Here is a 26,278-nt window from a genome sequence, read left to right as displayed (position 1 = left end):
GGCTGCGATCGAGCGGCACGCTCGTGGGGGGCTTGCGGGCGCTGGAGACCCTGCGGGTCTGTCGCAGCCTCGCGGGCTCGGCAGCGGCTACAGGGGCTGTCGACGTTAGTCTTGCCCGCACAATGCCCGCAGGGCCGGGTCGCGCACGCGCATCAGCTCGAACAGCCCCAGGGCCCGGAGCGCTGGCAGGGCTGCCCGCAGATCCTCCTCGGCTATGCGTCGCTGCTGCGCCGAGGTGCCCGGGTCGCTCCACAGCCGGGCATTGATCAGAAAGGCCCCCACCGTACCCTTGCGTACCCGGGTGCCGTTGAAGTCGCCATGGTTGAGTTGATCGGGTAACAGGTCTTCGGCGCGCATGGAGCAACCCTCGTGTGAATGAGCGCTCAGTCTGCGGCCTGGGGATTGGCTAAACTGCCTGGTTCTTGCCGTTGAATAACGTGAAACAGCCAATGTCCCAACCTTTGGTTTCCGCTGCGCTCGCTCAAGCCGAGGGCGGCCCGTTGCTGGTCGCGGTGTGGCAACACAGCCCGATCGAACGGCAGACCGCCGCCCACAGCCACGCCCGCGGCCAACTGCTCGGTGCACGGCGCGGCCTGTTGTCGGTGACGGCGGCCGACAGCCAGTGGGTGGTGCCGGCGACCCACGCGGTGTGGGTGCCGCCGCGCTGCGAACACGCCTTGCGTTCCCATGGCCCGTTCGATGGCTGGAGCATCTATGTCGAGCCCGAGGCCTGCCACGAACTGCCGGCGCAACCACGGATCATTGCCACCTCCGGGCTGTTGCGGGAGGCGGTGATGCGTGCGGCGAGCTGGCCACAAGGCGCGCTGGATGAGCCGCAGTTGCGCATCGCCCGGGTGATCCTCGATGAACTGGGCAGCCTGCCGGTGGAACCCTTTAGCCTGCCATTGCCTGTGGACCCGCGGTTGCGGCGGATCTGCCAGGCGCTGGCCGACGACCTGGCGGACAGCCGCGGCCTGGAGGCCTGGGCGCAATGGGCGGGGATCTCGCCACGAACCCTGGCCCGGCGTTTTGTCGCCGAGACCGGCTTTGCCTTCAGCCAGTGGCGGCAGCGGGCGCGATTGCTGCGGGCCCTGGAGCGCCTGGCGGTGGGCGATGCGGTGACCCGGGTGGCGCTGGACCTGGGCTACGACAATGTCAGCGCCTTTATCGCCATGTTCCGCCGTCAGTTCGGGGTGACGCCGGGGCGCTATTTCGCCCGGCACGGAACAGGCTGAGCGTCGCTACCCCGGTAGAAGCGGGCGCCTGCCCTCACCCCGCGGAAAACCGCTCCCGGCTGTTGCTCAGGTGGGTCCACATCGCCGCCCGCGCGGCATCCGGGTCCTGGCGGCGGATGGCGGCGTAGAGGGTTTCGTGTTCCTGGTTGGCCAGGGTCGCCAGTTGCGCCAGGTCGACATCGCCGCGCTCGGCGTCGCGCACCCGGGTCCGGGGGATCAGGGCGTTGCCCAGCGATTGCAGGATCTGCACGAAATAGGGGTTGCCGGTGGCTTCGGCGATCAGCAGGTGGAAACGCTGGTCGGCCTCCACGCAACTGTCGTTGTTGGCCAGCAGTTGCTGGTAGTCGTCCAGCGCCTGGCGCATCTGCGCCAGTTGCTCGGCGCTGCGCCGGCGGGCGGCGAGAGCCACTGCCTGGGTTTCCAGGCCCAGGCGCAATTCGAGGATGTCGCGCACGCTCAGGGCGGTATCGACGTTCAAGCGCAGGCCGTGGGTGTCCTGGCGCTCCAGGACAAAACTGCCGACGCCATGGTGGGTTTCCACCCAGCCGGCGGCCTGCAGCTTGGAGATGGCTTCGCGCACCACGGTGCGGCTGACGCCATGGGCGCGGACGATGGTGCTTTCCGACGGCAGCTTGTCACCGGGCTTGAGCAGGCCGCGCATGATCTGCCGGGTCAGGTCGCTGACCAGATCATGGGCCAGGTTGGTGGAAGGGCGACGGCGGCCCGGGGCGATATCGGATTCGGTGCTCATGGCAAGGTCGCGCAGGGAAAGCAAAAAGCTTATCACCGAAGTGGCCGGGCAGGGCTCAACTTGTCTGACATGTATGACAAGTTATCGGATAAGTCACTTCAGGGTTCAGTGCAGGTTCTCAGCGCGAGTGCAGCCGAAAAAATATTTCTGTGCCTGTATATTTTATTTATACGAATTAAATCAATTAGTTGAGTTTATTCCTCAACATTCTCTTCGATCAGCAAAGCCTTGCGAGCCGACTTCTGCGACGAGTCTGCGCTTGTGACGCTATTTTTCTACTTGTATGATGACTGTCAACTAGGGCGCTCGCCCAGTCACCCGCACACAACAACAAACAAGTGGGAGAGGCATCGTGAATACCACCCTCAATCCGGCCGGCGACGATTCGCTGCTGGCCATCGCCGTGGCGAAGGTCAAGCGCCATGTGCTGCCGCTGTTCGTCATCATGTTCATCGTCAACTACATCGACCGGGTCAACATCGGCTTCGTCCGCACCCACCTGGAACATGACCTGGGCATCGGCGCCGCGGCCTACGGTTTTGGCGCCGGGCTGTTCTTCATCGGTTACGCGCTGTTCGAGGTGCCGTCCAACATGCTGCTGCAGCGGGTCGGCGCGCGGATCTGGCTGACCCGCATCATGTTCACCTGGGGGCTGGTGGCCACGGCCATGGCCTTCGTGCAGAACGAAACCCAGTTCTATGTGCTGCGCTTCCTGCTGGGAGTGGCCGAGGCCGGGTTCTTCCCCGGGGTGATCTACTACTTCACCCGCTGGCTGCCCGGCGTGGAGCGGGGCAAGGCGATCGCCATTTTCCTAAGCGGTTCGGCCGTGGCTTCGCTGGTCTCCGGCCCGCTGTCCGGAGCGCTGTTGCAGATCGAGGGCCTGGGCTGGCACGGCTGGCAGTGGATGTTCATCGTCGAGGGCATGGCCTCGGTGCTGCTCTGCGGTTTTGTCTGGTTCTGGCTCGACTCCACGCCCCGCGACGCCAAGTGGCTGAGCGCCGCCGAGCAAGAGGCGCTGGTGCAGGCGATCGACAGTGAACAGCGCGAGCGCGAAGCGGCGATGCCGGTCAAGCCGTCGCTCTGGACCCTGCTCAAGGACCGGCAGATCCTGCTGTTCTGCCTGATCTACTTCTGCATCCAGCTGACCATCTACGCCGCGACCTTCTGGCTGCCGAGCATCATCAAGAAGATGGGCGACCTCAGCGACCTGCAGGTGGGGTTCTTCAATTCCATTCCCTGGCTGATCTCGATCATCGCCATGTATGCCTTCGCCGCGGCGTCCGGCAAATGGAAGTTCCAGCAGGCCTGGGTCGCCAGCGCCTTGCTGGTGGCCGCCGCGGGGATGTTCCTGTCCACCACCGGCGGACCGGTGTTCGCCTTCGTCGCCGTGTGCTTCGCCGCTATCGGCTTCAAGTCGGCATCCGCGCTGTTCTGGCCAATTCCCCAGGCCTACCTGGATGCGCGCATCGCCGCCGCGGTGATCGCCCTGATCAACTCCATCGGCAATCTCGGCGGCTTCGTCGCCCCGGCCACCTTCGGCCTGCTGGAGCAGCGCACTGGGTCGATCCAGGGTGGCCTGTACGGCCTGGCGGCGACCTCGATCATCGCCGCGATCATCGTGTTTTTCGCCCGCACCCGGCCCAAGGCCCATGTCATGCCGACGCCCTTGGACGATGCCCGCCCGCTGCTGGACAAAACCCACTGACTTTTGCCGACAGGAACCGACCCATGACTTTTGAATCCACCCATCATCACCCTGGCCAGACACCACTCATCACCCGACTGCAAGTGGTGCCGGTGGCCGGGCATGACAGCATGCTGCTCAACCTCAGCGGCGCCCACGGCCCGTTTTTCACCCGCAATATCGTGATCCTTACCGACAGCGCCGGTAACACCGGGGTCGGTGAAGTGCCGGGGGGCGAGCGGATTCGCGCCACCCTCGAGGAGGCCCGCGAACTGCTGGTCGGCCAGTCCATCGGTCATTACCAGAAGCTGCTCAATCAGGTGCGCCAACGTTTTGCCGAGCGCGATGCCGGCGGGCGGGGCCAGCAGACGTTCGACCTGCGCATCGCCATCCATGCGGTGACCGCGCTGGAAGCGGCGCTGCTCGACCTGCTCGGCCAGTTCCTCGGGGTGCCGGTGGCGGCGCTGCTCGGCGAAGGCCAGCAACGCGAGTCGGTGAAGATGCTCGGCTACCTGTTCTACATCGGCGACCGACGCCGGACCGACCTGGCCTACCGCGACGAAGCCGAGGCCGACGATGCCTGGCTGCGCCTGCGCCATGAACCGGCGCTGAACGCCGAGAGCATCGTGCGCCTGGCCGAGGCGGCCAAGGCGCGGTATGGCTTCAACGACTTCAAGCTCAAGGGCGGCGTGCTGCGCGGCGAAGAGGAAATGGAGGCGGTCACCGCCCTGGCCGAATGCTTTCCCAAGGCGCGCATCACCCTCGACCCCAACGGTGCCTGGTCGCTGAAACAGGCGATCGCCCTGTGCCGCGGTCAACACCGGGTGCTGGCCTATGCCGAAGACCCCTGCGGCGCGGAAAACGGTTACTCCGGGCGCGAGGTGATGGCCGAATTCCGCCGCGCCACCGGGCTGCCCACCGCGACCAACATGATCTCCACCGACTGGCGGGAAATGGGCCACGCGATCCAGTTGCAAGCGGTGGACATTCCCCTGGCCGATCCGCATTTCTGGACGATGCAGGGTTCGGTGCGGGTGGCGCAGATGTGCCATGAATGGGGCCTGACCTGGGGTTCGCATTCCAACAACCACTTCGATATTTCCCTGGCCATGTTCACCCATGTGGCGGCCGCGGCGCCGGGCGAGATCACCGCCATCGACACCCACTGGATCTGGCAGGACGGCCAGCACCTGACCCGCAATCCGCTGCAGATCGTCGAGGGCTGCGTGGCGGTGCCGCAGACGCCGGGGCTGGGCGTCGAACTGGACCTGGACGCGCTGGCCCGCGCCCACGAGCTGTACAACAGCCGGGGCCTGGGGGCGCGCGACGACAGCGTGGCCATGCAGTGCCTGATCCCGGGCTGGCGCTTCGACAACAAGCAGCCGTGCCTGGTGCGCTGAGCCAGGTAGAAGAGGCTTGGCCGGGCCGCTGCATTCACAGTAATGTCAGCGGCCCGTCTGCTTTTGGAGCCCTGCAATGACTGCTTTCTACGATGCCCGCGGCAATCTTTACGGCGTGGTGGCGCCCGAGGCGGTACGCCGGTTGGGGATCGCCTTGCCGGCCAGCGCGGCCGAGGCGGCGCTGGCCCGGGCCAATTGGAGCGAGCAGGTCATCGAAGCCCTGTGCAGTTGGCCCTCCGGTACCCGGCCGGAAGGGGCCAAGGCCCATCGCAGCGACGGTTTGCTGGTCGGGCCGTTCCAGGACACGCCGCCGTTCGACCTGCTGATCGTCAACACCGACGGTACCCTGGCCGAGCGCAGCGGCAACGGCCTGACCATCTTTTCCCAGGCCCTGACCGAGCAAGGGCTGCTGCCGGCCCAGGGGCCTGCGCAGCTGCGGGTGCATCACGACAAGCCGGACGGGGTGTCGCCGCTGGCGACCCTGGTCGAGCCGGCACAGGTCGCCGGGGTGTCCGGCTTCTGGCTGGACCTCGGGCAACCGGCGTTCGGCCCACAGGCCGTGGGTGCGCAACACGGGGTCGAGAATGACGGTTCGAGCTGCGTCGAGCTGAGCCGGGTGCGCGGGCTGGCGCGGTTGCACCCGCAATGGTGCCGTAGCCAGTTCGTGCGTATCGGCAACCCCCACTGCGTGACCCTGGTCAACGACGCCAGCGCCTTGCCGGGCAACCGGCAGATGAGTGAAGCGCCCCTGGCCGAGGCCCTGACCCGCATTGCCTACGCCCTGCCCAGCGGCAGCGGCGAACCCTGCCCGGCGGGAGTGAACCTGCAATGGGCGTGGCTGGAAGGCCCGCAGCGCATCGCCGCGCGGGTGTTCGAACGCGGCGAGGGCCCCACCGCATCCTCCGGCACCAGCGCCAGCGCGGTGGCCAGCGCGGCGTGGCGGGTCGGTTGGGTCAAGGCCGGCGAAGTGGCGGTGGTGATGCCCGGCGGCACCGCGCCGCTGCGCCTGGAGGAGCGGGGTGGGGAGCTGGTGCGGGTGAGCCTGTTCGGTACCGCCCGCGCCCTGTAGCCGCTGCCGCAGGCTGCGATCGACCGGCACGGTCGCAGCGATCTCAGGGGCGCCGGAAGATCCTGCGGATCTTTGCGCAGCCTGCGGCAGCGGCTACAGGGGAGGCGATGAGGTCAGTGGCCGTTACACAAAACCCGCATCACCCGGCAGCTCGACCTGGGCCATCTGCCGTTTCATCAGCACCTTGCCGTCGCGGATCGAGTACAGCGGCAGGCCTTGGCTGCGGATCATTTCGTAGTCGCTGTCGGCCGACAGGATCAGCAGGTTGGCCGGCCGGCCTTCTTCCAGGCCGTAACGCTCGCCCAGGGCCAGGGCCTTGGCGCTGTTGTCGGTGACCAGGTCGAGGGCGCTCTGCAGGTTGCGGTAGCCGAGCATGTGGCAGATGTGCAGGCCGGCTTCCAGCACCCGCAGGATGTTGCCGTTACCTAGTGGGTACCAGGGGTCGACGATCGAGTCCTGGCCGAAACACACGTTCATCCCGGCCTCCAGCAGCTCGTTGACCCGGGTCACGCCGCGGCGTTTCGGGAAGCTGTCGAAGCGCCCCTGCAGGTGGATGCTTTCGGTGGGGCAGGAAACGAAGCTGATGCCCGAGTGGCCGAGCAGGCGGAACAGTTTGGCGCAGTAGGCGTTGTCGTAGGAGCCCATGGCGGTGGTGTGGCTGGCGGTCACCCGCGAGCCCATGCCGCGGCTGCGGGCTTCCTCGGCCAGCACTTCGAGAAAGCGCGAGTGCGGGTCGTCGGTCTCGTCGCAATGCACGTCCACCAGGCAGCCGGTGCGTTCGGCCAGGTCCATGAGGAACCTCACCGAGTTCACGCCCTGGTCGCGGGTGTACTCGAAGTGCGGGATGCCGCCCACCACATCGGCGCCCAGGAGGATCGCCTCCTCCATCAGCTCGCGGCCGTTGCGGTAGCTTTCGATGCCTTCCTGGGGAAAGGCAACGATCTGCATGTCGACCAGGTGCGCGCTTTGCTCGCGCACTTCGAGCATGGCCTTGAGCGCGGTCAGCTCCGGGTCGGTGACGTCGACATGGGTGCGCACGTGCTGGATGCCGTGGGCGGCGAGGGCGCGCAGGGTTTTCCGGGCGCGGGCCTTGGTGTCTTCCTGGGTGATGGTGAGCTTGCGCTCGCCCCAGCATTCGATGCCTTCGAACAGGGTGCCGCTCATGTTCCAGCGCGGCTCGCCGGCGGTGAGGGTGGCGTCGAGGTGAATGTGCGGCTCGACGAAGGGCGGCACCACCAGGTTGCCGCCGGCGTCGAGGTCGTCGGGGCCCAGGGTCGGGGCTTCGGTCTGCCGGGCGATGCTGGCGATGCGACCGTTCTCCAGGTGCAGTTCGTGCAGGCCTTCGCGGTTGCGCAGGCGGGCGTTGATGATGAGCATCGGAGCGATTCCTTTTTCAATCCAGGCGGTCAGGGTACGGCGCTCGGGCCGGCGGCCGCAACGTCGCGTGGCCCGGGCTCATGCCTGGATGTCCGCGGCGGTCGTGGCGCGTGCGCCGAGCAGGCTGCTCAGCAGCATGTAGCTCAGGGCGGCGGCCGCGATGCCTACCAACGGCGCGACCCAGGGCGAACCGAAGGCCGCCACGGTGCCGATGGCATAGGCGCCCAGGCCGGCCCAGTTGAACGCCGGCAGCTTGCTGTCGGCCAGGCGCGGGTACTGGCCGCGATAGCGATAGAAGAAGTCGGCCATGATCACCCCGCCAATCGGCGGGATCACCGTGCCCAGCAGAATCAGGTAGGGCACCAGCATGTCGTACATGCCCAGCAGCGCCAGCAGGGTGCCGATCACCGCGCCGGCCAGGGTCACGGTCTTGCGCCGGCCGGTGCGCAGCAGGTTGCAGCCGGCGACGGCGAAATTGTAGATGGTGTTGTCCTGGGTGCTCCAGATATTCAGCAGGAGCATGGCCATGGCGGCCATGGCGAACCCCTGCAACAGCAGCACTTCGACCACGTCCGGCTGCTGGTAGACGATGGCGCCGTAGGCCCCGATCAGCACCATCAGGCCGTTGCCGATGAAGAAGCCGATCAGGCTGGCCAGCACCGCGACCCTGGCCGAGCGCGAAAAGCGCGTCCAGTTGGTGGCCTGGGTGGCGCCGCTGACGAAGGTGCCGAACACCAGGGTGATGGCCGTGGACAGGTCGAGGCTGGCGCTCGGCACCACGGCCAGCAACCCATCGAGGCCGCCGACCTTGACCGTGGCCACCCACATCGACAGCAACAGCAGCAGGGCCATGGCCGGCACCGCGATCCAGGAGAGGATTTCCAGCCCGCGATAACCGACGTAGGCGGTGGCGCAGAACACCAGGCCGAACAACACCATCAGCCCCAGCACGGTGCCCTGGCCCAGCTCGAAATACTTGCCCAGCACCACTGCGGCAGTGGCGGTGCCCCAGGCGTACCAGCCGATCTGGGTGAAGCCGAGGATCAGGTCGCTGAGCTTGCTGCCCACCTCGCCGAAACAGAAGCGTCCCATCAGCACCGAGTTCAGCCCGCTCTTGAAGGCGATATAGCCCAGGCCCGCCGCGTACAGGCCCAGCAGCAGGTTGCCGAGGACGATCACCCCGAGCATCTGGCCAAAGCTGAAGGCCACGCCGAGCTTGCCGCCGGCGAACATGGTGGCGGTGAAAAAGGTGAAGCCCAGCAGCACCATGGCCGTGGAGGCCAGGCCCTTGCGCGCATGCATCGGCACTTCGCTGAGCGGGTAGTCGTTGCCTGGATCGTTCTGCGTCATCTGCCTTCCCCTGATTGGCCCAGGCGTGGCCTGGTGCGTAAGCGACGCAGGTGTCTGCTGCAGTCGCCGTGCCAACGCCCCCAGGGTCAGGGGTGCCCGGCCGGCGCTGTGCAACCTGCAGGAGATTTATAGACAAGCAGGGGATTTTTGCTTTCCGCCGCGGCCGATTGGCCGGCTTTGGCGCGAAAGCGGTGCGCCGGTGAGACAAATTGGATCACTGGCCGCTCAGTCCTCGGGGGCCTCGAAAATGCCCTCGATAGGCAGGCCGAAGGCCTTCGCGATCTTGAAGGCCAGGGGCAGGCTGGGGTCGTAGCGACCGGTCTCGATGGCGTTTACGGTCTGCCGCGAAACCTCCAGGCGCGCAGCCAGTTCCGCCTGGGACCAGCCTTGCGCGGCGCGCAGCTCACGCAGGCGGTTGTTCACTGGTAGCGCCTGTTGCCGAGGAGCGTGGCCACCAGCCACACCGAGCCCATGATCGGCCAGACGGCGAACATCGACAGTCGCGGCAGGCCCGCTATTTCCAGGAAACCGTAGCTGAAGGTGATCAGCGCGGTGCAGACAAAGGCGATGCCCAGGGCGTTGAGCTGGATGCGCTGGCTGAGTTCATCCAGGCGCCGCAGTTGGCGGATGACCACCAGCGCCATGGCGATCATCGGGATCACGGGAATCAGCGACACCGCGATGCGCCCGGCGCTGCTGTCCATGCCCGGCAGCAGGTAAGTGCTGAGCACCACGGCGACAAGGTACGCCAGCATGGCGAGGGTGAATTCCACGAGGTAGCGTTTGCCGCACATGGCCGGCTCCTGAAGTAAAGGGTGCTTTACATTAGGCAGCCGATCCGACGGTGTCAAGGACGCTTTACATTGGCTCAATCGAACAGGGTCAGGCGGGTTTCTCCGCGGTGGAAGGCAAAGGCGGCTTCGATATCGCTTTCCACGGTGCGGCCGCGGGACAGTTCGGGCAGGGCGTCGAGGGCGAAGAACCCGGCGTCGCTGACTTCAGAGCCGGCCACCGGGGCACTGCGTTCGTCGCGCTCGCAGAGAAAATACAGCTTGTAGAAGTCCCGGGTGTCGGGGGTGAAGGGGCCCTTGGCCTTGTGCCGGACGCTGTAGAGGGCGCGGGCCGAGACGCTGAGTCCGGCCTCTTCGTGGATCTCCTTGACGATGTTCTCGGCGGCCGACAGGCCGATGTCGGCATACCCGCCGGGCATGGCCCAGCGCCCGTCGGTCCGCTCGCGGACCAGGAGGATGCGCTGGTCTTCGATCAGGGCGCCGCGCACATCCACCAGGGGTGTCGAGTAGCGTTTGGCGAAGTCCGACACCAGGCCGGCGATGCGTTCCAGGGGCACGTCGGCCAGTTGCGCGAGCATGCTGTGGGCGATGTCGGCGACTTCCTGGTAACGCTCGCGATCGAACGGGTCCTTGCAAAAATGCAGCCCGGTGGAGGCCAAGGCCTGCAAGCGTTTGGCGTGGGTGAGCCAGGTGTTTTCCATGGTGCATGTCCTCAGGTAATCGCTGGGGCCAAATCTGTCACTGTCGGAGCGAGCTTGCTCGCGATGAGGCCCTTGAGCATTGCATCGGCCTTGAAGACTTATCGCGAGCAAGCTCGCTCCTACAGGGGGCGTGCCGGTAGTTGCTGGGCGAGGTAGGCGGCCAGGCGCGGCAGGGCTTCTTCGGCGCTGCGGCTGTGGCCGGCCCAGGTGCAGGCCAGCATCAGGTTGCGCGGCAGGTGGAAGTCCTCCACCAGGAAACCTTCGGCGTCGCGGCCGTCGGCGTCATGGGGCACTTGTTCGCGCAGGGTCGCGGGCGCCTCGAACCAGGCCCACACCGGTTTGCCCAGGGCGATGGCCATGCCCACTTCGAAGGCCGTGCCGGAGTCCGGCTCCAGGCCGCGAAAGTCGTTGAGGTTGGCCAGCACCGCGTCGCAGTCGCGGATCATCTGCATGTTCTGCTGGCAGATCAGTTGCGCGGTCTGCTCCGGTGTCGGCTGGGCCGGCACCTGCTGGTCGAAGGGGTAGAGGCCTTGTAGGCCTTGGGCCTGGCACAGGCGCTTGAGGTATTCGCCGCGGGCGATGGCATCGCGGCGAAACAGGTCGAAGCCGGCGAGGTAGATGCGTGGGTTCATGCCTGGCTCCCAGCCTGGGGCAGAAAGCGCAGCAGCGCGGCGATGATGGCTTCCGGGGCGTCTTCCTGCAGCAGGTGGCCGGCGTTGGGCACCGCCTGGAAGCGCGAGCCGGGGATCAGCCGGTGCAACTGGCGCCCGCGTTCGATGGGAATCCATTGATCGTCCTCGCCCCAGAGGATCTGGGTCGGGCAGCGAATGCTCGGATAGAGCCCGGCCACCTCCGTGGTGTAGCGCTCGTCCATCTGCGCGATCTGCCGGTAGAAGGCGGCCTGGCCGCTGGCGCCGAGCCAGGGCTGGACGTAGGGCGCCAGCTCCCGGTCGGGGATCTCGCGCTGGATCGCCCCACGAATGTAGGCCGGCACTATGGCTCGCTGGATGTAGTCCGGCACCCCGCTGAAGGCCTGTTCATGCTGGCGCACGTGCTGCACGAACGGCGAGCCCCAGGGCGACAGCGCCACCGGGTCGAGTAGGGTCAGGCTGCGATAGTCCTTGCCGTTGAGCAGGTGGGCGCGCAGGGCGGTGGCGCCGCCGAAGTCGTGGGCCACCACGTCCGGGCGTTCCAGGCCCCAGTGCTCCAGCAGTTCGGCCAGCAGCCGGTTCTGCACGCCGAGGGACACATCCTGGCCGGCGGCCTGTTCCGATTGGCCATAGCCCAGCAGGTCGAAATAGTGCACCCGGTGGCTGGCGCTGAAGTGCGGGGCGATGCGGTGCCAGACGTAGGAAGAAAACGGCGTGCCATGCACGAACACCAGAGGCGGCCCGTCACCCTGAATGGCGTAGCGCACCTTTTGTCCGTTGAAGCTGTAGGTTCGATCCAGCGGCCAGTCACTCATGTTGTGGTCCTCTGCGGGTGATCGTTCCGGCGCCTTGCTCATGCAGGCCCGGCGCAGCCCATGCTCCTCGGCGCGATGAGTCTGGGTGTAAGCGCGGCGCGAGCACAGGCGATGTTTTCGCTCATGGCTGGGTTGGTGTAAAGCCGGATGTGGCTAACCCGAGGGCCGAGCGGGCAAGCATAGGTATAAAAAAACCACCGCGGGCGGTGGTTTTTTTCAGGCGGGCGACGGTTTATTCGCCGCGATAGATGCAGCCGCTGGTGCAGGTCTCGTGAATGCGGATCGCACTCAGCTCCGGCAGCAGGGGTTTGAGCTCGTTCCAGATCCACTTGGCCAGCACTTCGCTGGTGGGGTTTTCCAGGCCGGGGATGTCGTTCAGGTAGTTGTGGTCCAGGCGCTCGTAGAGCGGCTTGAAGATCTCCTTGATCTCGGAGAAATCGCGAATCCAGCCGGTGTGCGGATCGAGGTCGCCGCTCAGGTGGATGGCCACCTTGAACGAGTGGCCGTGCAGGCGCCCGCACTTGTGGCCTGCAGGCACATGGGGCAGGCGGTGGGCGGATTCGAAGGTAAATTCTTTGAAGATTTCCACAGTGTCGGTCAGCTCGGTCAGGTGGCTATCGCCGCGGGCGATGTAAGGCAGGCGGCGAGTTTACCAGCTTGGTTATGCGGTTGCGGGAAAACACTGACTAAAGGGTCAGCAGGCGCTCGCCGAGACGACCGCTGCCGGCCAGCTCGAGGAACTCGTCGCCCAGGCGCCGGCTTTCGTCCATCGCGCTGCGCCAGTATTTCTGGCGGCTGGCGTCGTCGCCCATGAAGCGCTTGAAGTCGTTGCGGTCCGGCAGTTTGCCGTAGGGTAGGCGCGCCAGGTATTCCTTCGACGGTGCCAGCAGCAAGACGTCCTGCAGGCGGCCCGGGTTGCCGCGGCGCCAGGGCAGGGTCTTGTCGAACCAGCCGGGAATCACCCGGTCGGTGAAGTGCGGGTAGAGCACGATATCGTCGCCGCTGTAGGGCAGGTCGAGGTGGTAGTCCAGCAGGCCGCCGTCGCGGAAGGTGCCGGCCCCGGCGCCGGGCAGGTCGCGTACGCCTTGCATGACCATCGGGATCGAACCCGAGGCCAGCAGGGCCTGGCGCAGGTTGCCGGTGTCCAGCGGCACGAAGCGCGAGGGGAAGTCGTCGAGGGCATGCAGCGGTGGCGCCAGGCGCGGGTCATGCAGCACCAGGCGTTCGAAGTGCCGCGCCAGGCGCGCGCGGCCACGCAGGTTGTCGGCGATCACCGAGGACAGCCCCAGGCCCAGCCGACCGCGATGGTCGTCGGCGAGCAGGCCGTGGCTTTTCACCACCATGATGTTCAGCCGGTAGTGCGGGTTGTCGAGAATGCTCGCGTCGCGGCCGTCGAGCAGCTCGTGCAGCATGCGCTGCGAACTCTGGCTGATCTGCGCCATGGTCACGCCCTTGGCGAAACTCTGGGCGTTGTACAGCTGGCCCAGGCGGCGGATGCCTTCGGCGGCGTCCGGCAGGCAGGCGCTGGCGAAGCGCCAGGAACCCACCGAGGCACCGATCAGCGAACGTTCCCGTGGCGCCGCTGGCAGCCATTCGCCGAACAGCGCCAGGTCCAGCCCCTGGATGCCCAGGGCTTTCGGCCCGCCGGCGGCGCCGGGCAGGGTGCCGACCTCGGCCGCGCTCAGGCCGTTGGCGCGAATGCGCGCCAGGGCGCGTGGGCCGGCCTTGAGGGTCAGGGCAGGGAACTTGATGTGGATAGCGGTCATACCGGCCTCAATCTCGAGCGACAGCCGAGTATAAAAGCTCGGGCCAGCGGCGCCGAATGAAACCTGCGCGGCGCCGATGATGGCCATTCAGTTTCAATTAAGTTCGACCCGCTATCGTGAGCTCCGTAGCAACACATAACGAGAAATTCGGAGACACCCCATGAAAACCCTGACTGCCCTGTTCACCGCGACCCTCATCGGCATGACCGCCAGCCTGGCCCATGCCCGCGACCTGGGGCCCGACGAGGCCCTGAGACTGCGCGACGCTGGTACCATTGTGTCCTTTGAAAAACTCAATGCCACGGCATTGGCCAAGCACCCGGGCGCGACCATCACCGAAACCGAGCTGGAAGAGGAGTACGGCAAGTACATCTACCAGATCGAGATGCGCGACCCTCAAGGGATTGAGTGGGACCTGGAATTGGACGCAGTGAGCGGCCAGGTGCTCAAGGATCATCAGGATACGTAATGAAGGTGAATCTACGCGCCGGCAGCAGGGTGGCCCTGGCGCTTCTGGCTTTTTGCTCGGTGGCGCTGGCCCGCGACCTGGACCAGGACGAAGCCCTGCGCCTGCGCCAGCAAGGGGTGATCCTGCCGCTGGAGCAATTGCTGCAGCAGGCCCTGGACCGTTACCCCGGGGCCAAGTTGCTGGAAGCCGAGCTGGAAGAAAAACACGACGTCTACATCTATGAAGTCGAGCTGCTGACCACCGAGGGCGTGGTCCGCGAGCTGGACCTGGAGGCCACCACCGGCCGCTTACTGAAAGACAAGGAAGATGACTGATGCGCCTGCTCCTGGTGGAAGACCACGTCTCCCTGGCCGACGAACTGCTGGCCGGGCTCAACCGCCAGGGTTACGCCGTGGACTGGCTGGCCGATGGCCGTGACGCGCTGTACCAGGGCGCCAGCGAGCCCTACGACCTGATCGTGCTTGACCTCGGCCTGCCCGGGGTGCCGGGCCTGGAAGTGCTGGCCAAATGGCGCGCCGGCGGCCTGGCGACCCCGGTGCTGATCCTCACCGCCCGCGGGTCCTGGGCCGAGCGCATCGAAGGCCTGAAGGCCGGTGCCGACGACTACCTGACCAAACCCTTCCACCCGGAAGAATTGCACCTGCGCATCCAGGCGCTGTTGCGCCGTTCCCACGGCCAGGCCAACCAGCCGACATTGCAGGCCGCCGGGCTGCACCTCGACGAGGGCCGCCAGTGCGTGGTGCGCGACGGCGTGGACATTCAGCTGACCGCCGCCGAGTTCCGCCTGCTGCGCTACTTCATGCTGCACCCGGAGCAGATCCTTTCGAAAAGCCATTTGGCCGAGCACCTCTACGACGGTGAGACCGAGCGTGACTCCAACGTGCTGGAAGTCCACGTCAACCACCTGCGGCGCAAGCTCGGGCGCAGCGTGATCGAAACCCGTCGCGGCCAGGGCTACCTGTTTGGCGGGAACGCTCAGTGAGGTCGATCCAGCGCCGCCTGAGCCTGGGCCTGATCAGTGTGATGGTGATTGTCGGCCTGGTGCTGGCGCAGACCAGCCTGTGGCTGTTCGAGATGGGTTTGCAGCGGTATCTGGAGGCCGGTTTGCGCAATGACAGCGAAAGCCTGCTGGTGGCGCTGGTCCGGGGCCCGCAGGGTTTGCAGCTGGACGAGCGGCGGTTGTCGCCGGCTTATCAGCGGCCGTTTTCCGGGCATTACTTTCGCATCGACTTCGATGACGTGCACTGGCGCTCCCGCTCGTTGTGGGACCAGGACCTGCCTGCACTGGCACAGACCGGCCTGCACAGCAACCTGCAACTGGGGCCGGAAGGCCAGCGCCTGCTGGTGCTGCGCACCGACTACCGGCGCCTCGGGCAATCGATTTCCATCAGCGTGGCCCAGGACTACACCCCAGTGCGCGAGAGCTTCCTGCGCATGCAACAGGTGGGCCTGGGCCTGGGCCTGGCCGGCCTGTTGCTGATCCTGATCCTGCAGCGGGTCACCGTGCGCCGCGCCTTGCGCCCGCTGGAACAGGCCCGCGAGCAGATCGCCCAATTGCAGCGCGGCCAGCGTTCGCAGCTGGACGAACAGGTGCCGCTGGAGCTGGAACCGCTGGTGGCACAGATCAACCATCTGCTGGCCCACACCGAAGACAGCCTGAAGCGTTCGCGTAATGCCCTGGGCAACCTCGGGCACGCGCTGAAGACCCCGCTGGCGGTGCTGCTGAGCCTGGCCTCCAACCCCAAGTTGCAGGCGCACCCGGAGCTGCGCCAGTTGCTCGAGGAGCAGCTGGAGCAGGTGCAGCAGCGGCTCAACCGCGAACTGAACCGCGCGCGCCTGGCCGGCGATGCGTTGCCCGGCGCGCTGTTCGATTGCGACGCCGAGCTGCCGGGGCTGCTGGCGACCCTGAGCATGATCCATGGCGAGCACCTGGACCTGAGCTATCAGGCGGCCCCCGGCCTGCAACTGCCCTGGGATCGGGAAGACCTGCTGGAACTGCTGGGCAACCTGCTGGATAACGCCTGCAAGTGGGCGGATGCCGAAGTGGCGCTGAGTGTGTGGCAGACCGCCGAGGGTTATGGCCTGGCGGTGGACGACGACGGGCCGGGGATTCCCGAGGAGCAGCGCAGCCAGGTGTTCAGCCGTGGCACGCGCCTGGACGAACAGACCGACGGCCACGGCCTCGGCCTGGGCATCGTGCGCGACATAGTCGAGAGCTGGGGCGGGGTGCTGCGCTTGCTGGAAAGCCCGCAGGGCGGCCTGCGGGTGTTGATCGAGTTGCCCAAGCGCTGATATTGCCGGTGCTGAATCCCTGAATCCCTGTAGCCGCTGCCGAGGCACGAGGCTGCGATCGGGTTGGGCGGCATTCCGACGAAGCGGCCCCAACCCTATGCCCGCGGTGTATCTGATCGACCGAGTCGCCGGGTCTACGGCTGCTGCGCAGCCGATCGCAGCCTCGTGCCTCGGCAGCGGCTACACCGGGCGTTTTTGAAGGGGGAGGTCAGACCCGGAACTGATCCATCAGGCTCTGCTGCTGGTTGGCCAGGCTGTTCAGCGACTGGCTGACCCGCGCCGATTCGTTGGCCTGTTCCGACAGCGATTCGGTGACGTCGCGGATGGTCGCCACGTTGTTGTTGATCTCCTCGGCCACCGCGCTTTGCTCTTCGGCGGCGCTGGCGATCTGCAGGTTCATGTCGCTGATCACCGTCACCGCGTCGCCGATCTGCCGCAGGGCGGTGACCGCCTGGCCGACCTGCTCGACGCTGCCCTGGGCCTGGCGATGGCTGTTGCCCATCGAACCGACCACTTCCTGGGTGCCGCTTTGCAGCTCCTCGATGACCTGGCGGGTTTCCTCCACCGATTCCTGGGTGCGCCGGGCGAGGTTGCGCACTTCGTCGGCGACCACCGCGAAACCGCGCCCCGCCTCGCCGGCGCGAGCGGCCTCAATGGCGGCGTTGAGGGCCAGCAGGTTGGTCTGCTCGGCGATGGCGCGAATCACTTCCAGCACCGAGCCGATCTTTTCACTGTTGGCGGCCAGGCCTTCGACCTGGGTCATGGCGGTGCTCATGTCGGCCGCCAGGTGATCGATGCTCGCGGTGGTGCGGTCGATCACGCTCAGGCCCTGGCGCGTGGCCTGGTCGGCATCGCGGGCGGCCTGCGCGGCCTGGGCCGCGCTGCGGGCGACGTCCTGGGCGGTGGCGCTCATCTCGTGGGACGCGGTGGCCACCTGGTCGACCTGGCGATACTGCTGCTCCATGCCGGCGCTGGTCTGGGTGGCGATGGCCGAGGACTGGTCGGCGGTGCCGCGGGCGTCCTGCACCGAGCGTTTTACCTCGGCGATGATCGGTTGCAGCTTGTCGAGGAAGCGGTTGAACCAGCCGGCCAGTTGGCCCAGTTCGTCTTTCTTGTCGTAGGCCAGGCGCCGGGTCAGGTCGCCTTCGCCGCTGGCGATGTCTTCCAGCATGTGCGCCACGCCGAGGATCGGCCGGGTCACGCTGCGCGCCATCAGCCACACCAGCAGCAGGCCGAGCACCGCGGCCAGCAGGCCCAGGCCCAGTTCGACCAGGGTGCCAGTCTGGTTGCTCTGGTCCAGCTGGTTTTTCAGGGCTTCGGCCGGGCCCACCAGGACCCGCTCCGGCACTTGCAGCAGCACGCCCCAGGGCTTGCCGTCGGGAATCGGGGTGAAGGGCGCGAGCACTTTCAGGGCGTTGTCGTTGTGCAGGCTCTGGGTCTGGGTGCTGGCCGACAGCAGGCGGATCAGTTCGGTGCCGTTGGCCTGGTCCAGCTGGTCCAGGCGCTGGCTGAGCTTGCTGGCGTCGGCGCTGTAGCCGGCGAGCAGGCCGACCGGGCTGATGATGCTGACCGTGGTCTGGCCGTCGTAGAGCGCCTTGCTCGCTTGCAGGCTGACCGATTGCAGGCTGTTGAGGTTGATGTCCACCGACAGCGAGGCGATGACTTTGCCGTTCACCAGCAGCGGGAACACGATGCTGGTCATCAGCACATTCTGGCCGTCGATCACATAGAAGTAAGGCTCGATCACACAAGGCTTGAGGGTATTGCGCGGGCAGGTGAACCAGGCATTGGCCGGCTGGCCGCTGGGGCCGGTGGTGGTGTCGCTCATGTCGCTTTCCGGCAGCGCCATGGAGGTCAGCTTGCCCGGGGTCGGCTGCGACCAGTACAGGGCGAAGCGGCCCTTGTCGTTGCTGCCCAGTTCGCTCTGGCCGCTGAAGAGTTCGTCCTTGCCGTCCAGGGCATTGGCTTCGAACACCAGCGACAGGCCGAGCAGGTCGGGGTTGGCCTGCAGCGCCGACTTCACCTGGCGGGTCAGGTCTTCGCGCAGGTCGAAGGCATCGAGGAAGCGCTTCTCGGCCTGCTCGCGCAGGAACAGCACCTGGTGCGAGAAGCCGTGGCCGTATTGATAGGCGTCCATGAATTGCTGGCGGATGCCCAGCGCCTGAACCTCGCCCTGGGCCTCGATGCGGGCCTGGGCGGCTTCGTTGAGCATCTCCATGCTCGAGGCTTTCACCAGGGCGGAGCTGTGCTCCATGCGGTACAGCGAAAGCCCCACCAGCAGGGTCACTACACCGGCCAGGCAGAGGCCGGCGAGCAGGGTGATTTTCCACTGGATGGAAAGTTGTCTGAGCGACATGGAGACGTCCTTATTCGATATTTATTTGAGACTTTGCAGCGTATCGGCCGAAGAACGGCCTTCTTTAAACGCTCGTTCGAATGCCGCTCCCTGTAGCCGCTGCCGCAGGCTGCGATCGAGTGCGCAGCACTCGCAAAGGCACGCAATGCGACTGGCCTGGAAGACTCGATCCTCAGACCCGGCGTCCGCTGCGCGGCCGATCGCAGGCTGCGCCAGCGGCTACAAGTGACGGCGGAGCTGCCGGCGCAGGCGGTAGTCGGTCGGGCAGCGAGTGCCCGCCGGTTTTGACAAGCGTTGCCCGCTGCTGCAAAGTGCGCGCCCTCTAATAAGACCCTCCTTTTTCAATCCGGCGTCGGCAATGCTTGCCCTCTGGCCGGACTCATTCCTTTTGTGGCGTTTTCCCGCCGCAGTGCCATGAGGTAACGATGATTAATGCAGTAATTGCCGCGGTTGGCGTCATGCTGGTCCTCAGCCTGTCCCGCGTGCATGTGGTGATCGCGCTGATCGTAGGCGCGCTGGTGGGAGGGCTGACCGGTGGCCTGGGCATCGAGGCAACCCTCAAGGCCTTCAATAATGGCCTCGGCGGCGGGGCGACGGTGGCCCTGTCCTACGCCTTGCTCGGCGCCTTCGCGGTGGCGATCGCCAAGTCCGGCCTGGCCCACGCCCTGGCGGACAAGATCCTGCTGCTGGTGGACCGCCAGGACGCCAACGGCGGCGGCAACGTCAAATGGCTGCTGATCGGCCTGTTGTGGGTGGTGGCGATCGCCTCGCAGAACATCCTGCCGATCCATATCGCCTTCATCCCGCTGCTGGTGCCGCCGCTGTTGTATGTGCTGAGCAAACTGCAGCTGGACCGACGGCTGATCGCCTGCGTCATCACCTTCGGCCTGATCACCCCGTACATGTTCCTGCCGGTGGGGTTCGGCAACATCTTCCTCAACGAGATCCTGCTGGCCAACGTCGCCCGCAGTGGCGTGGACATCAGCAATATCAATGTCACCCACGCCATGGGCATTCCGGCGCTGGGCATGGTCTTCGGCCTGCTGCTGGCCTTTGTCAGCTACCGCAAGAAGCGCGTGTATGACCTGGAGCTGATCGAGAAAGTCGAGCAGGTGACGGTGCAATACAACCCGCGCACGCTGCTGGTGGCGGGCCTGGCAATTGTCGCGGCCTTTGTCATCCAGCTGTTGCTGGACTCGATGATTATCGGTGCGCTGTCCGGCTTCCTGATCTTCTCGGTGTCGGGCATCGTGCGCTGGCGCGAGACCGACGACCTGTTCACCGAAGGCATGAAGATGATGGCGATGATCGGCTTCATCATGATCGCCGCCGCCGGTTTCGCCGAAGTGATGAAGGCCACCGGCGAGGTGAAGAGCCTGGTGGAGTCCTCGGCCAGCTGGATCGGTCACAGCAAGGGCGTGGGTGCCTTGCTGATGCTGCTGGTGGGGTTGCTGGTGACCATGGGCATCGGCTCGTCGTTCTCCACCGTGCCGATCCTGGCGACCATCTTCGTGCCGCTGTGCGTGCAGTTGGGCTTCAGCCCGCTGGCCATCGTCTGCATCGTCGGCACCGCCGGCGCATTGGGCGACGCCGGCTCGCCAGCCTCGGACTCGACCCTGGGCCCGACCTCCGGACTGAACATCGACGGCCAGCACCACCACATCTGGGACACCGTGGTCCCGACCTTCCTGCACTACAACCTGCCGCTGCTGGCGTTCGGCTGGGTGGCCGCCATGGTGCTCTGAGCCCGCCGGGTTTCAGCCGCACCGCGGTGTTCCCATCGCGAGCAAGCTTCGCTCCTACAGAAGGGTGAAGCTTGCTCGCGAAAAATCTCCAGGACGCTGCGTATCCGCAGATTCCGCTCTTCATCCTGCGGGGCTCAACTTTTGTGGCGGCGTGCCGTTAAGGCTGTATCACGCCAACAACATCAAGAGTGAACCTCCTATGCGCTTAAGTCTGAAGGGCAAAGTCCTGTCCCTCGCGGTCCTCCCGGTCCTGTTGTTTGCGCTGGTGATCAGCCTGACCACGGTCGTCATGCTCAAGGAGCAGGCGCAGAACGAGGTGGACGAGACCCGGCAGCGCCTGCTCGGCGAGGCCAAGACCACGCTGCAGAGTTATGTGGAGGTGGCCCTGAGCACCGTCAAGCCGCTCTACGACGCGGCGGCGCCCGGCGATGCCGCGGCCCGTGCCCAGGTGGTGAAGCTGCTGTCGAACATCACCTACGGCAAGGACGGTTACTTCTTCGGCTACGACTCCGAGACGGTGCGCCTGTTCAAGGGCAACAGCCCGGACGGCGTCGGCAAGAGCTTCAAGGACAACCGCGACCCCAACGGCGTGTACGTCAACCGCGAGCTGGTCAAGGTCGGCAAGGACGGCACGCACTATGTGCAGTACAGCTCGACCCAGCCGGGCAGCGACGTGCTGGTGCCGAAGCTGGGCTACACCGAGTACCTGCCCAAGTGGGACCTGATCGTCGGCTCCTCGGTGAACCTGGATGGCATCGACGCCCAGGTGGCCGAGGTCGAGGCCAGCGTCAACCAGCGCATGCGGGGCATGGTCCTGAGCATCATCGGCATCGCCGTGGTGGTGCTGCTGGTGATCGCCGCCATCGGCCTGCTGGTGGCCAATACCATCCTGCGGCCGCTGAACCTGATGAAGCTCAACCTCGACGATATCGCCGCCGGCGAAGGTGACCTGACCCGCCGCCTGGCCATCACCAGCCAGGACGAGCTGGGCGACCTGGCCAGTTCCTTCAACCGTTTCGTCGACAAGATCCACGGCCTGGTGCGACAGATCACCGAGATGACCGGCCAACTGACCGGCCTGGTGACCCAGGTGTCCGAACAGGCCCAGCGTTCCGAGCAGGCCATGGAGCGCCAGCGTCACGAGACCGATCAGGTGGCCACGGCGATCAACCAAATGTCCTCGGCGGCCCAGGAAGTGGCGCGCAGTGCCCAGGGCGCGGCCGTGGCGGCGCAGCAGACCGACGAGGAAGGCCAGGCGGCCAAGCGCGTGGTGGATGGCAGCATCCAGCAGATTCACGCGCTGGTCAGCGATATCCGCAGCAGCGGCACCTCCCTGGACAGCCTGCAGAAGGACGTGGCGTCGATTGTCAGCGTGCTCGACGTGATCCGTTCCATCGCCGAACAGACCAACCTGCTGGCCCTCAATGCCGCTATCGAAGCGGCGCGGGCCGGTGAGGCCGGGCGTGGCTTCGCGGTGGTGGCCGACGAGGTCAGGGCCCTGGCCAGCCGCACCCAGCAGAGCACCCAGGAAATCCAGGGCATGATCGACCGCCTGCAACAGGGCACGCGCACCGCCGTGGAGGCCATGCGCCGCTCCAGCGATGCTGGCGACGGCACCTCGCACCAGGCCAACGAAGCGGGGGCGTCGCTGGATGCCATGGCGCAACTGATCGGCACCATCAACTCGATGAACGCGCAGATCGCCAGCGCCGCGGAAGAACAGACCGCGGTGGCCGAGGAGATCAACCGCAGCGTGCACCAGATCGCGGTGGCGGTGGACAGCGTCGCCGACGAAACCCAGCTCGGCGCCCAGACCTCACGCAGCCTGGCCGACCTCGGCCAGCGCCTGGGCAAGCTGGTGGGGCAATTCCGCATCTGAGGCGTGCGGTGCCGGTGGCCGGTGTCTGATGGCTGGTGTAGCCGCTGCCGAGCTTGCGAGGCTGCGAAAAGGCCCGAAGGGTCTTGCTTGGCGGCCCACCAGTTACATCAGGGTGTTACCTACACGGCATCAGGCGCTGATATCGCGCATTAGCAGGCCAAAGCGCAGGTCCACCTGATCGGGGATCGGCAGGTACACCGTATGCCCGTCCCCCGGCGCGACCTCGATCGGCTCGCCGCGCACGTTGTGCAACTGGTGCAGGTCGAAGTGGAAGTTACCCTTGGGGGTCATCAGTTCCATATGGTCGCCCAGGGCAAAGCGGTTCTTCACCTTCACTTCCGCCAGCCGGTCGCGGCGTTCGCCGGTGAGTTCGCCGACGAACTGCTGGCGTTCCGATACCGAGCTGCCGTTCTGGTAGTTCTGGTACTCGTCGTGCACGTGGCGGCGCAGGAAACCTTCGGTGTAGCCACGCTGGGCCAGGGACTCCAGGTCGTTCATCAGGCTGCGGTCGAACTCGCGGCCGGCCACTGCGTCGTCGATGGCCCGGCGATAGACCTGGGTGGTGCGGGCGCAATAGAAGTGCGACTTGGTGCGGCCCTCGATCTTCAATGAGTGCACGCCCATGCGCGTCAGGCGCTCGACATGCTGCACCGCGCGCAGATCCTTGGCGTTCATGATGTAGGTGCCGTGCTCGTCCTCGAAGGCCGGCATCGCTTCGTCCGGGCGATTGGCCTCGCGCAGCAGGAGCACCTGGTCGGTCGGCGCGCCCAGGCCCAGGGTCGGTTCCGGCTGGAACGGCTGGACGATCTCGCCGACGATATTCTGCGTAGCCTCCTGGGCCTGGTATTTCCAGCGGCAGGCATTGGTGCAGGTGCCCTGGTTGGCGTCGCGCTTGTTCATATACCCCGACAGCAGGCAGCGCCCGGAATAGGCCATGCACAGCGCGCCATGGACGAATACTTCGAGCTCCATGGCCGGCACCTGCTGGCGGATTTCCTCGATCTCTTCCAGGGACAGCTCGCGGGACAGGATGATCCGGCTCAGGCCCTGTTGCTGCCAGAACTCGACGCTGGCCCAGTTCACCGTATTGGCCTGCACCGACAGGTGGATCGGCATCTGCGGGAAGTGTCGGCGCACTAGCATGATCAGCCCCGGGTCGGACATGATCAGCGCGTCCGGGGCCATGGCGATCACCGGCGCGAGATCCTTGAGAAAGGTCTTGAGCTTGGCGTTGTGCGGGGCGATGTTGACCACCACGTAGAAGCGCTTGCCCTGGGCCTGGGCCTCGCGAATGCCGAGGGCCAGGTTGGCATGGTCGAATTCGTTGTTGCGCACCCGCAGGCTGTAGCGCGGCTGGCCGGCGTATACCGCATCGGCGCCATAGGCGAAGGCGTAGCGCATGTTTTTCAGGGTGCCGGCGGGGGCGAGCAGTTCGGGGCGGGTCAGGGGCGTCATGGCGATTGTCGATGGCAAAAGGTCGCGAGGGTAAGGCCAGGGCCAGCCGGCTGCATTGATCTGGGTCTATGCTCGACGAATAAAACAGGGCACTTGGCCGAACGCTGGCGGACTAACGCTTTAGGAGCGCTTTGCGGCGTCCTGGACCTTATTGACGGGGAGCGGACATGAACCAGCACCTCATGCAACACAAAAGCCTGTTGCTTCTGCTGACCCTGGTGACCGTCGCCTTTATCTGGCTTCTGCTGCCCTTTTACGGTCCGGTGTTCTGGGCGGTGATTCTCGGCATCCTGTTCGACCCGCTGCAACGGCGCCTGCAACTCAAGTTCGGTTGGCCACGCAACCTGACCGCCCTGTGCACCCTGAGCATCTGCCTGGTCATCGCCATTCTGCCGGTGATTGTCATCGGCACCTTGCTGGTGCAGGAGGGCGCCAACCTCTACCAGAACATCGAAAGCGGCAAGCTGGACATCGCCGGTCACCTGGACCAGTTCAAGCACAGCCTGCCGCCGTACTTCCAGCAACTGCTGGACCGTTTCGGCCTGGGTGAGCTGGAGAGCGTGCGCGAGAAAATCGTCAAGAATGCGCTGCAAGGCAGCCAGTTCTTCGCCACCCAGGCGTTCAGCGTCGGCCAGGGCACCTTTAAGTTCGTGGTGAGTTTTTTCGTGATGCTGTACCTGTTGTTCTTCTTTTTGCGCGATGGCCCCGAACTGGTACGCAAGGTGCGCATCGCGGTGCCGTTGGCCGAACACCAGAAACGCCGGCTGCAGCTCAAGTTCAATCGGGTGGTGCGGGCCACGGTGAAGGGCAACGTGCTGGTGGCGATCAGCCAGGGGCTGCTAGGCGGGTTGATTTTCTGGTTTCTGGAGATTCCCAGCCCGCTGCTGTGGGCGGTGCTGATGGCCCTGCTGTCGTTGTTGCCGGCGGTGGGCGCGGCGATCGTCTGGGGCCCGGTGGCCCTGTACTTTCTGCTCAGCGGGGCGATCTGGCAAGGGGTGGTGCTGGGCTTGTACGGGGTGTTCGTGATTGGTCTGGTGGACAACGTGCTGCGCCCGATCCTGGTGGGCAAGGACACCAGGATGCCGGATTACCTGATTCTGATCTCGACCCTGGGCGGCCTGGCGATCTTCGGCCTGAACGGCTTTGTCATCGGGCCATTGATCGCCGCGCTGTTCATCTCCAGCTGGGGCCTGTTCGTCGATACCCGGCCGCGGCCACAACTGCCGTTGCCTTAGGCATGCAGGACGCGCTGCTCGATCTTTTGCGACAGGGCCTGGGCGGCGGTCAGCGAAGTGAGCGGGCCACTGACCGGTTCACCGTCGCGCACCAGGTACCAACACGCCAGCAACCCCAGTTCCCTGAGCGAGGTGGGAACGGCGCTACCGATAACGGACATGATCTGAACCTTGGGCATAAGTACCTCCATCAATCTGTGGAGTTACCTTACGGACCGGCAGGTGCTACGAAAAATCACCGCGCTCGATAGTGGACATCGATACCGGCGAAAAACGCGCCAGCCCGATCAGTCGACGACCTGATCGAGCATGTAGACCACTTCCGGGTCGTGCAGCAGGCCCTTGCGCACCAGGTGTTCGGCCAGCAAGGCCAGGAACTTGGCGCTGCGGTGACCTTCCAGGTGCTTGAGTTCGGTCAGGGCGCTGTACACCTTGCTCGCGGTACCCAGGGTAGGGGAGTGATGAGGGTTCTGTGTTGGCATGGGAGTCGTCCTTGTTGTTATGGGGCTGTTTTGTGGACAGATCCGATCTTGCGGACCTGACATGACATAAATATGACAGTCGTGGGCTCGCGTATACGGGCTGCCGCTGGGCAACAAACACTATTGCTGGATTGAATCGCAAAAACTGTTCCAGCAGCGACCTTTGCAAGATTTATTCAGACGTTTGGCAAAACGCAACAGGCCCCGCTGGCGAAGGCGGGGCCTGTAGGTGTGTGATCGCCTGGCTTACCAGCGGCCAGGGCCATAGTAGTAATGGCGGGGCGGGCCGTAGTAGCCGCGAGGTGGGCCGTAGTACACCGGGGCCGGGCGGTAATAGACCGGCGGGCCTTCCACGTACACCGGCTGTGGCTGGTAGTAGACCGGTGGCGGCGCGGCATAGACCGGCTGCGGCTGGACGTAGACTGGCTGTTGCACGTAGACCGGGCGGCTGTGGCTGGCGATCACCGAACCCACTACCGCGGCGCCGACCACCGCACCGACTACCGCCGGGCCACCCCAACCACCGCCACCGTGGGCGGACGCTTGACCGGCGACAGCAAGTGCACCAATGAGCAAGGCTATCTTGGGGATTTTACGCATCATGGCTATTCCTCGGTTCCGACCCCGGCGCTCGGTCTGCCATAGACGCGAGGACTGTCGCGGGGATACTTCTAAGACCGCTTTTTTCTGAAAAACTGCACAGCTGCCGGGTAAATTTTGTGTAAGGTCTGTACCGGTTTATTGACCCTCGTCCGTGGGCGGCAGGCCCGTCTTTC

27 protein-coding genes are annotated in these 26,278 nt (G+C 65.6%); 11 read left to right on the top strand and 16 right to left on the bottom strand.

All coding sequences use genetic code 11. From position 1 onward, the window contains the following. Positions 1 to 105: 105 nt before the first annotated feature. Positions 106 to 357, bottom strand: a complete 252-nt coding sequence (locus tag BMY68_RS23805) for a DUF7709 family protein (protein ID WP_085534020.1) — start codon at positions 355 to 357, stop codon at positions 106 to 108. A 92-nt stretch (positions 358 to 449) separates the two neighbouring features. On the opposite strand from BMY68_RS23805, the gene BMY68_RS23800 reads away from it, so the two are divergent. Beyond that, positions 450 to 1,235: an AraC family transcriptional regulator gene (locus BMY68_RS23800; protein ID WP_085534022.1), complete on the top strand. Its 786-nt coding sequence runs from the start codon at positions 450 to 452 to the stop codon at positions 1,233 to 1,235. Positions 1,236 to 1,269: 34 nt separating this feature from the next. Here the strand turns inward: BMY68_RS23800 and BMY68_RS23795 are convergent, their stop codons facing one another. Further along, positions 1,270 to 1,986, bottom strand: coding sequence for a FadR/GntR family transcriptional regulator (locus BMY68_RS23795; RefSeq protein WP_009044684.1), 717 nt, complete (start codon positions 1,984 to 1,986; stop codon positions 1,270 to 1,272). A 352-nt stretch (positions 1,987 to 2,338) separates the two neighbouring features. Here BMY68_RS23795 and BMY68_RS23790 point away from each other — a divergent pair, with 352 nt between their 5' ends. From BMY68_RS23790 to BMY68_RS23780, 3 genes are all read left to right on the top strand, one after another. Continuing rightward, complete coding sequence (locus BMY68_RS23790; RefSeq protein ID WP_085534023.1) at positions 2,339 to 3,691, top strand: MFS transporter; 1,353 nt, start codon at positions 2,339 to 2,341, stop codon at positions 3,689 to 3,691. A 23-nt stretch (positions 3,692 to 3,714) separates the two neighbouring features. After that, positions 3,715 to 5,070 carry a glucarate dehydratase gene (gudD, locus tag BMY68_RS23785; protein ID WP_085534025.1) on the top strand — a complete coding sequence of 452 codons (1,356 nt, stop codon included), beginning with the start codon at positions 3,715 to 3,717 and terminating at the stop codon, positions 5,068 to 5,070. Between the two features lie 76 nt (positions 5,071 to 5,146). Continuing rightward, positions 5,147 to 6,139 (top strand): diaminopimelate epimerase, encoded by a 993-nt coding sequence (locus BMY68_RS23780; RefSeq protein ID WP_085534027.1) that lies wholly within the window; start codon positions 5,147 to 5,149, stop codon positions 6,137 to 6,139. Positions 6,140 to 6,262: 123 nt separating this feature from the next. Here the strand turns inward: BMY68_RS23780 and codA are convergent, their stop codons facing one another. The 9 genes from codA to BMY68_RS23735 form a co-directional block, all read right to left on the bottom strand. After that, positions 6,263 to 7,516: a cytosine deaminase gene (gene codA, locus BMY68_RS23775; protein WP_085534029.1), complete on the bottom strand. Its 1,254-nt coding sequence runs from the start codon at positions 7,514 to 7,516 to the stop codon at positions 6,263 to 6,265. A 78-nt stretch (positions 7,517 to 7,594) separates the two neighbouring features. After that, the gene (gene codB, locus BMY68_RS23770) at positions 7,595 to 8,866 is read right to left on the bottom strand and encodes a cytosine permease (protein WP_085534031.1); all 1,272 of its coding nucleotides are present in this window, start codon (positions 8,864 to 8,866) and stop codon (positions 7,595 to 7,597) included. A 225-nt stretch (positions 8,867 to 9,091) separates the two neighbouring features. Beyond that, entirely contained in the window at positions 9,092 to 9,289 is a 198-nt protein-coding gene (locus tag BMY68_RS23765; RefSeq protein ID WP_009044678.1) for a helix-turn-helix transcriptional regulator, read from the bottom strand. After that, positions 9,286 to 9,660: a hypothetical protein gene (locus BMY68_RS23760; RefSeq protein WP_085534032.1), complete on the bottom strand. Its 375-nt coding sequence runs from the start codon at positions 9,658 to 9,660 to the stop codon at positions 9,286 to 9,288. Before BMY68_RS23760 ends, BMY68_RS23765 begins: the two co-directional genes overlap by 4 nt. 74 nt (positions 9,661 to 9,734) lie before the next feature. Beyond that, positions 9,735 to 10,358, bottom strand: a complete 624-nt coding sequence (locus BMY68_RS23755) for an NUDIX hydrolase (protein ID WP_085534034.1) — start codon at positions 10,356 to 10,358, stop codon at positions 9,735 to 9,737. Positions 10,359 to 10,477: 119 nt separating this feature from the next. Beyond that, positions 10,478 to 10,990, bottom strand: coding sequence for a nucleoside 2-deoxyribosyltransferase (locus BMY68_RS23750; RefSeq protein WP_085534036.1), 513 nt, complete (start codon positions 10,988 to 10,990; stop codon positions 10,478 to 10,480). Then, entirely contained in the window at positions 10,987 to 11,823 is an 837-nt protein-coding gene (locus BMY68_RS23745) for an alpha/beta fold hydrolase (RefSeq protein WP_085534038.1), read from the bottom strand. Before BMY68_RS23745 ends, BMY68_RS23750 begins: the two co-directional genes overlap by 4 nt. A 232-nt stretch (positions 11,824 to 12,055) precedes the next feature. Next, on the bottom strand, positions 12,056 to 12,412 hold the full coding sequence (gene queD / locus BMY68_RS23740) for a 6-carboxytetrahydropterin synthase QueD (protein ID WP_007930577.1): 357 nt from the start codon (positions 12,410 to 12,412) through the stop codon (positions 12,056 to 12,058). A gap of 97 nt (positions 12,413 to 12,509) precedes the next feature. Then, positions 12,510 to 13,589, bottom strand: a complete 1,080-nt coding sequence (locus tag BMY68_RS23735) for a patatin-like phospholipase family protein (RefSeq protein ID WP_085534416.1) — start codon at positions 13,587 to 13,589, stop codon at positions 12,510 to 12,512. Between the two features lie 160 nt (positions 13,590 to 13,749). Between BMY68_RS23735 and BMY68_RS23730 the strand changes: the two genes are divergently transcribed. The 4 genes from BMY68_RS23730 to BMY68_RS23715 are packed head-to-tail and all read left to right on the top strand — an operon-like array spanning position 13,750 to position 16,350. Next, on the top strand, positions 13,750 to 14,058 hold the full coding sequence (locus BMY68_RS23730) for a PepSY domain-containing protein (RefSeq protein ID WP_009044671.1): 309 nt from the start codon (positions 13,750 to 13,752) through the stop codon (positions 14,056 to 14,058). After that, the gene (locus BMY68_RS23725) at positions 14,058 to 14,372 is read left to right on the top strand and encodes a PepSY domain-containing protein (RefSeq protein WP_009044670.1); all 315 of its coding nucleotides are present in this window, start codon (positions 14,058 to 14,060) and stop codon (positions 14,370 to 14,372) included. Before BMY68_RS23730 ends, BMY68_RS23725 begins: the two co-directional genes overlap by 1 nt. Continuing rightward, on the top strand, positions 14,372 to 15,040 hold the full coding sequence (locus BMY68_RS23720; protein ID WP_009044669.1) for a response regulator transcription factor: 669 nt from the start codon (positions 14,372 to 14,374) through the stop codon (positions 15,038 to 15,040). Before BMY68_RS23725 ends, BMY68_RS23720 begins: the two co-directional genes overlap by 1 nt. Continuing rightward, positions 15,037 to 16,350, top strand: a complete 1,314-nt coding sequence (locus BMY68_RS23715) for a sensor histidine kinase (RefSeq protein ID WP_085534040.1) — start codon at positions 15,037 to 15,039, stop codon at positions 16,348 to 16,350. Before BMY68_RS23720 ends, BMY68_RS23715 begins: the two co-directional genes overlap by 4 nt. Before the next feature lie 208 nt (positions 16,351 to 16,558). On the opposite strand, the gene BMY68_RS23710 is transcribed toward BMY68_RS23715, so the two are convergent. After that, complete coding sequence (locus BMY68_RS23710; RefSeq protein ID WP_085534042.1) at positions 16,559 to 18,706, bottom strand: methyl-accepting chemotaxis protein; 2,148 nt, start codon at positions 18,704 to 18,706, stop codon at positions 16,559 to 16,561. A 428-nt stretch (positions 18,707 to 19,134) separates the two neighbouring features. Here BMY68_RS23710 and BMY68_RS23705 point away from each other — a divergent pair, with 428 nt between their 5' ends. Together BMY68_RS23705 and BMY68_RS23700 are read left to right on the top strand one after the other, a co-directional pair. Next, a complete protein-coding gene (locus BMY68_RS23705; protein WP_162096424.1) occupies positions 19,135 to 20,451 on the top strand; it encodes a Na+/H+ antiporter family protein in 1,317 nt (438 codons plus the stop codon). A 199-nt stretch (positions 20,452 to 20,650) separates the two neighbouring features. Continuing rightward, positions 20,651 to 22,330, top strand: coding sequence for a methyl-accepting chemotaxis protein (locus tag BMY68_RS23700; RefSeq protein WP_009044666.1), 1,680 nt, complete (start codon positions 20,651 to 20,653; stop codon positions 22,328 to 22,330). A gap of 129 nt (positions 22,331 to 22,459) precedes the next feature. Here BMY68_RS23700 and yegQ read toward each other — a convergent pair whose 3' ends face one another. Then, complete coding sequence (yegQ, locus tag BMY68_RS23695; protein WP_085534044.1) at positions 22,460 to 23,785, bottom strand: prephenate-dependent tRNA uridine(34) hydroxylase TrhP; 1,326 nt, start codon at positions 23,783 to 23,785, stop codon at positions 22,460 to 22,462. A gap of 167 nt (positions 23,786 to 23,952) precedes the next feature. Here yegQ and BMY68_RS23690 point away from each other — a divergent pair, with 167 nt between their 5' ends. After that, positions 23,953 to 25,020, top strand: coding sequence for an AI-2E family transporter (locus tag BMY68_RS23690; RefSeq protein ID WP_085534046.1), 1,068 nt, complete (start codon positions 23,953 to 23,955; stop codon positions 25,018 to 25,020). Here BMY68_RS23690 and BMY68_RS23685 read toward each other — a convergent pair. From BMY68_RS23685 to BMY68_RS23675, 3 genes are all read right to left on the bottom strand, one after another. Next, on the bottom strand, positions 25,017 to 25,199 hold the full coding sequence (locus BMY68_RS23685; protein WP_007927236.1) for a hypothetical protein: 183 nt from the start codon (positions 25,197 to 25,199) through the stop codon (positions 25,017 to 25,019). The two genes, BMY68_RS23690 and BMY68_RS23685, sit on opposite strands and share 4 nt — an antisense overlap. A 108-nt stretch (positions 25,200 to 25,307) precedes the next feature. Beyond that, on the bottom strand, positions 25,308 to 25,502 hold the full coding sequence (locus tag BMY68_RS23680) for a hypothetical protein (RefSeq protein WP_007927235.1): 195 nt from the start codon (positions 25,500 to 25,502) through the stop codon (positions 25,308 to 25,310). A 246-nt stretch (positions 25,503 to 25,748) separates the two neighbouring features. Next, complete coding sequence (locus BMY68_RS23675; RefSeq protein ID WP_007927233.1) at positions 25,749 to 26,105, bottom strand: hypothetical protein; 357 nt, start codon at positions 26,103 to 26,105, stop codon at positions 25,749 to 25,751. Between the last annotated feature and the right edge of the window lie 173 nt (positions 26,106 to 26,278).

The sequence above is a fragment of the Pseudomonas sp. NFACC41-3 genome, from assembly GCF_900109505.1.
In the GTDB taxonomy this organism is placed as follows: domain Bacteria; phylum Pseudomonadota; class Gammaproteobacteria; order Pseudomonadales; family Pseudomonadaceae; genus Aquipseudomonas; species Aquipseudomonas chlororaphis.
This window is presented reverse-complemented; position numbering and strand designations above follow the sequence as displayed.

Bases quoted from the DNA above. Each gene is read 5' to 3' on its own strand.
- codB (WP_085534031.1), bottom strand. From the start codon at position 8,866: ATGACGCAGAACGATCCAGGCAACGACTACCCGCTCAGCGAAGTGCCG.
- BMY68_RS23800 (WP_085534022.1), top strand. From the start codon at position 450: ATGTCCCAACCTTTGGTTTCCGCTGCGCTCGCTCAAGCCGAGGGCGGC.
- BMY68_RS23760 (WP_085534032.1), bottom strand. From the start codon at position 9,660: ATGTGCGGCAAACGCTACCTCGTGGAATTCACCCTCGCCATGCTGGCG.
- BMY68_RS23745 (WP_085534038.1), bottom strand. From the start codon at position 11,823: ATGAGTGACTGGCCGCTGGATCGAACCTACAGCTTCAACGGACAAAAG.
- BMY68_RS23685 (WP_007927236.1), bottom strand. From the start codon at position 25,199: ATGCCCAAGGTTCAGATCATGTCCGTTATCGGTAGCGCCGTTCCCACC.
- yegQ (WP_085534044.1), bottom strand. From the start codon at position 23,785: ATGACGCCCCTGACCCGCCCCGAACTGCTCGCCCCCGCCGGCACCCTG.
- codA (WP_085534029.1), bottom strand. From the start codon at position 7,516: ATGCTCATCATCAACGCCCGCCTGCGCAACCGCGAAGGCCTGCACGAA.
- BMY68_RS23750 (WP_085534036.1), bottom strand. From the start codon at position 10,990: ATGAACCCACGCATCTACCTCGCCGGCTTCGACCTGTTTCGCCGCGAT.
- BMY68_RS23805 (WP_085534020.1), bottom strand. From the start codon at position 357: ATGCGCGCCGAAGACCTGTTACCCGATCAACTCAACCATGGCGACTTC.
- BMY68_RS23725 (WP_009044670.1), top strand. From the start codon at position 14,058: ATGAAGGTGAATCTACGCGCCGGCAGCAGGGTGGCCCTGGCGCTTCTG.
- gudD (WP_085534025.1), top strand. From the start codon at position 3,715: ATGACTTTTGAATCCACCCATCATCACCCTGGCCAGACACCACTCATC.
- BMY68_RS23700 (WP_009044666.1), top strand. From the start codon at position 20,651: ATGCGCTTAAGTCTGAAGGGCAAAGTCCTGTCCCTCGCGGTCCTCCCG.
- BMY68_RS23680 (WP_007927235.1), bottom strand. From the start codon at position 25,502: ATGCCAACACAGAACCCTCATCACTCCCCTACCCTGGGTACCGCGAGC.
- BMY68_RS23795 (WP_009044684.1), bottom strand. From the start codon at position 1,986: ATGAGCACCGAATCCGATATCGCCCCGGGCCGCCGTCGCCCTTCCACC.
- BMY68_RS23735 (WP_085534416.1), bottom strand. From the start codon at position 13,589: ATGACCGCTATCCACATCAAGTTCCCTGCCCTGACCCTCAAGGCCGGC.
- BMY68_RS23710 (WP_085534042.1), bottom strand. From the start codon at position 18,706: ATGTCGCTCAGACAACTTTCCATCCAGTGGAAAATCACCCTGCTCGCC.
- BMY68_RS23720 (WP_009044669.1), top strand. From the start codon at position 14,372: ATGCGCCTGCTCCTGGTGGAAGACCACGTCTCCCTGGCCGACGAACTG.
- BMY68_RS23780 (WP_085534027.1), top strand. From the start codon at position 5,147: ATGACTGCTTTCTACGATGCCCGCGGCAATCTTTACGGCGTGGTGGCG.
- BMY68_RS23730 (WP_009044671.1), top strand. From the start codon at position 13,750: ATGAAAACCCTGACTGCCCTGTTCACCGCGACCCTCATCGGCATGACC.
- BMY68_RS23690 (WP_085534046.1), top strand. From the start codon at position 23,953: ATGAACCAGCACCTCATGCAACACAAAAGCCTGTTGCTTCTGCTGACC.
- BMY68_RS23675 (WP_007927233.1), bottom strand. From the start codon at position 26,105: ATGATGCGTAAAATCCCCAAGATAGCCTTGCTCATTGGTGCACTTGCT.
- BMY68_RS23755 (WP_085534034.1), bottom strand. From the start codon at position 10,358: ATGGAAAACACCTGGCTCACCCACGCCAAACGCTTGCAGGCCTTGGCC.